Source organism: Bathymodiolus azoricus thioautotrophic gill symbiont (assembly GCF_001298715.1).
Lineage (GTDB): Bacteria > Pseudomonadota > Gammaproteobacteria > PS1 > Pseudothioglobaceae > Thiodubiliella.
The window spans coordinates 1-2,654 of the sequence record NZ_CDSC02000015.1; the positions used below are offsets into that span (position 1 = coordinate 1).

Below are 2,654 nucleotides of genomic sequence, written 5' to 3' on the forward strand. Positions count from 1 at the left end.
AATTCTTGTTAATATAACTAATGAAATTCTGGTCTTAAAATATTCTTTTACGTTGATATAGTTTCAACTAGATGGTCATAAGACATTTGTGACCAATGTTTAAAAAATCGCATAGCACATTCTAAAAAACATAAGTATTAGTCCAATGATATTCAACTTTGGTATACTGTTGTTTATTTTATAAGCTTAAGCCAAGGAACTTATCTGGAAATTTAATAGCCCAATGAACTGTACCAGATCATGATTCAGAAAAAAGGAAAGAAAATGAAAAAGAGAAAAGGCCTGTTCAGTCATTTAATGGCAAATTGTGTCATGGATGTTTCATGGCTAAGTTACGACAAAACAAAAAGGTTCAAGAAGACTTGCACACTATGCACTGCCCATTGTAAACCATATAGTGGTAATTTAAAAGAGAATTTTAATAAATCTTTATAGTTAAAACTATCTGTTAGAGCTTGTTCACTGAAAAAAAAAATGTCCTGCAAAAAATCAGTGGGTCCTGCAGATTTCAGAACTGCAGGACAAGGAAATAATCTAATGAAAACAAGACAATTTTATCATGAAAGAATGCCCTGCCCCCACATATTTTAAATGGATCCGTTTTAATAGTATAATTGTCTTTTAGTAAACAGTTTATTCACACCATTACAATGTCTATAAGAAACGATTATTCAGCCCCAAAACTATATCGTAATTGCACTAAATTTTTGACAAAAATTTACTGTGTCCAAAGGACACTATGCCAAATAATATGGTTGACTACATATCATGATCAATCATTGTAGCATATATGAAAGCTATCAAACCAATGACTCAAAGGGGTTCCATTCACAGGTATAACTATATTGAAAATGCATGAAAAGGTTAAAAGTCTCATGACTACTACAAAATTTTCGATTCAAAATGGCTGGATAATATGATCAACTATACATCATGACCAATCACTTGATCAAATCTGAAAGCTATCGGACCAACAATCTCAGACGAGTTGCATTCACAAAGTCTACGTTGAAAATACTTTGGACCAAAAATCTAAGAGGAGTTGTGTTCACATGTAGAAAAAGTCCAATAACTCCAAAAATCATCAAATCAAATGCCCCACTAAATAATATGGTCGACTGCACATCATGACGCATCATCGAATCATATATGATTGCTATCAGACCAACAACCTCAGGGGAGTTGTGTTCACAAAGTATAAATATATTAAAATTGCATGAAAATGTTAAAGTCCCATAACTCCTACAAAAATCGTTGAATGAAAATGACGGGATAATTTGATCAACTACACACCATGACCAATCATCTTATCATATTTGAAAGCTATCGGACCAATGTACTCAGAGGAGTTTCATTCACAAAGTGAAGCAGGACAGACGAACAAACAAACCAATGAACAAACTGAAAACTATATATACCCCTTTACTATCATATGCAGGCCATAAAATCTCTGGCTAAAAAAGTTATGTATTTTTTTCTGCCCAACTATAATATGCATCAACAAAACCTTATCAGTATAATGGGTATAATCAGATCTTTCTGTACAGCTATTGACAAATATCATCTGAAAATATCTTAGTCATTACAAATACCTTGGACACAAACCACTTTAGGTAATGAAATTTCCCTTGTACCAACAGAAGTGACATGACTTACCTCCCTTGGTTGACTAGCAATACCAATAGATTTGTCTGGATTGTATTTAATTGGAGCTCCACCTTTCTGAATCAAAGTTCCATAACCAGTTGGTGTGAAGAATGCAGGAACACCTGCACCACCAGCACGAATTCTCTCTGCAAGTGTACCCTGCATTGGAAAAAAATATCTATTTAAAATAAATCTATCATTTTTGTCCTCAAAATTATATATTGTAATACTAATGAAAACTATATAAAATAGTCGTTTTACAACAAATGCATTGGCTGATAAAGTACAATGCTCACCAATCAAAGTCAGTGATCAATTTTCTTCCTCAATAGTCTTGTTCATGAGTGAAGAAAGTAGTACATAATTGTACACATTATTATACAAACTGACACTGTAGAAGAAATCATTTTTAAGTTTCTCTTCTTGTTATATACTTGAGAAAATTAACTTGGGTATAAAATTAATCAAATTATTTAGGTACCCCATAATAGTGGCTGTGAATCAGCCTGTGATCACATAATAGTTGGATTCATATCTACCTACAAAATCACTAAAGGTCAACTCTATTCCCACACATGGTGAAGTTGAAGGATGTGCCACTAAACATTTATTGTCCGTAACTTATAACATTAAATACCTGAGGAGTTAACTCCACTTCTAATTCACCAGATAGATACTGCCGTTCAAATTCTGCATTTTCTCCTACATAGGATGAGATCATTCGTTTTAATCTAGAACATAAAATCAAACTAAATTTGGTTTTTCAAACATATTTAATACATTGCGACAAAATATTGTTAAAGAAAAACAAGTATAATTTTATTTAATACTTGTCTGTATTGTCCCTTAAAGCTAAAACTTCTGTAAACTAGAGGCTCCCAGGAGCCTGTAATCGCTCACCTGGTTATCAATTTGACATCTAAAGTTGATAGAAAATGGGTGTGTTACACATAATTTTGAAAGTGGGCCACCCAAAGATCATTTCAACTCAAATTTCTGAGCAAAAG

Annotated in this window: 2 pseudogenes; both read right to left on the minus strand. The window is 32.7% G+C overall.

Annotation, left to right across the window (positions count from 1 at the left end):
- Window positions 1-1,653: 1,653 nt before the first annotated feature.
- A pseudogene (locus tag BAZSYMA_RS10500) lies at window positions 1,654-1,809 on the minus strand (CoA-transferase); the annotation flags it as partial.
- 475 nt (window positions 1,810-2,284) lie between these two features.
- Window positions 2,285-2,380 (minus strand): annotated as a pseudogene (locus BAZSYMA_RS09610) (CoA transferase); the annotation flags it as partial.
- Window positions 2,381-2,654: the final 274 nt, after the last annotated feature.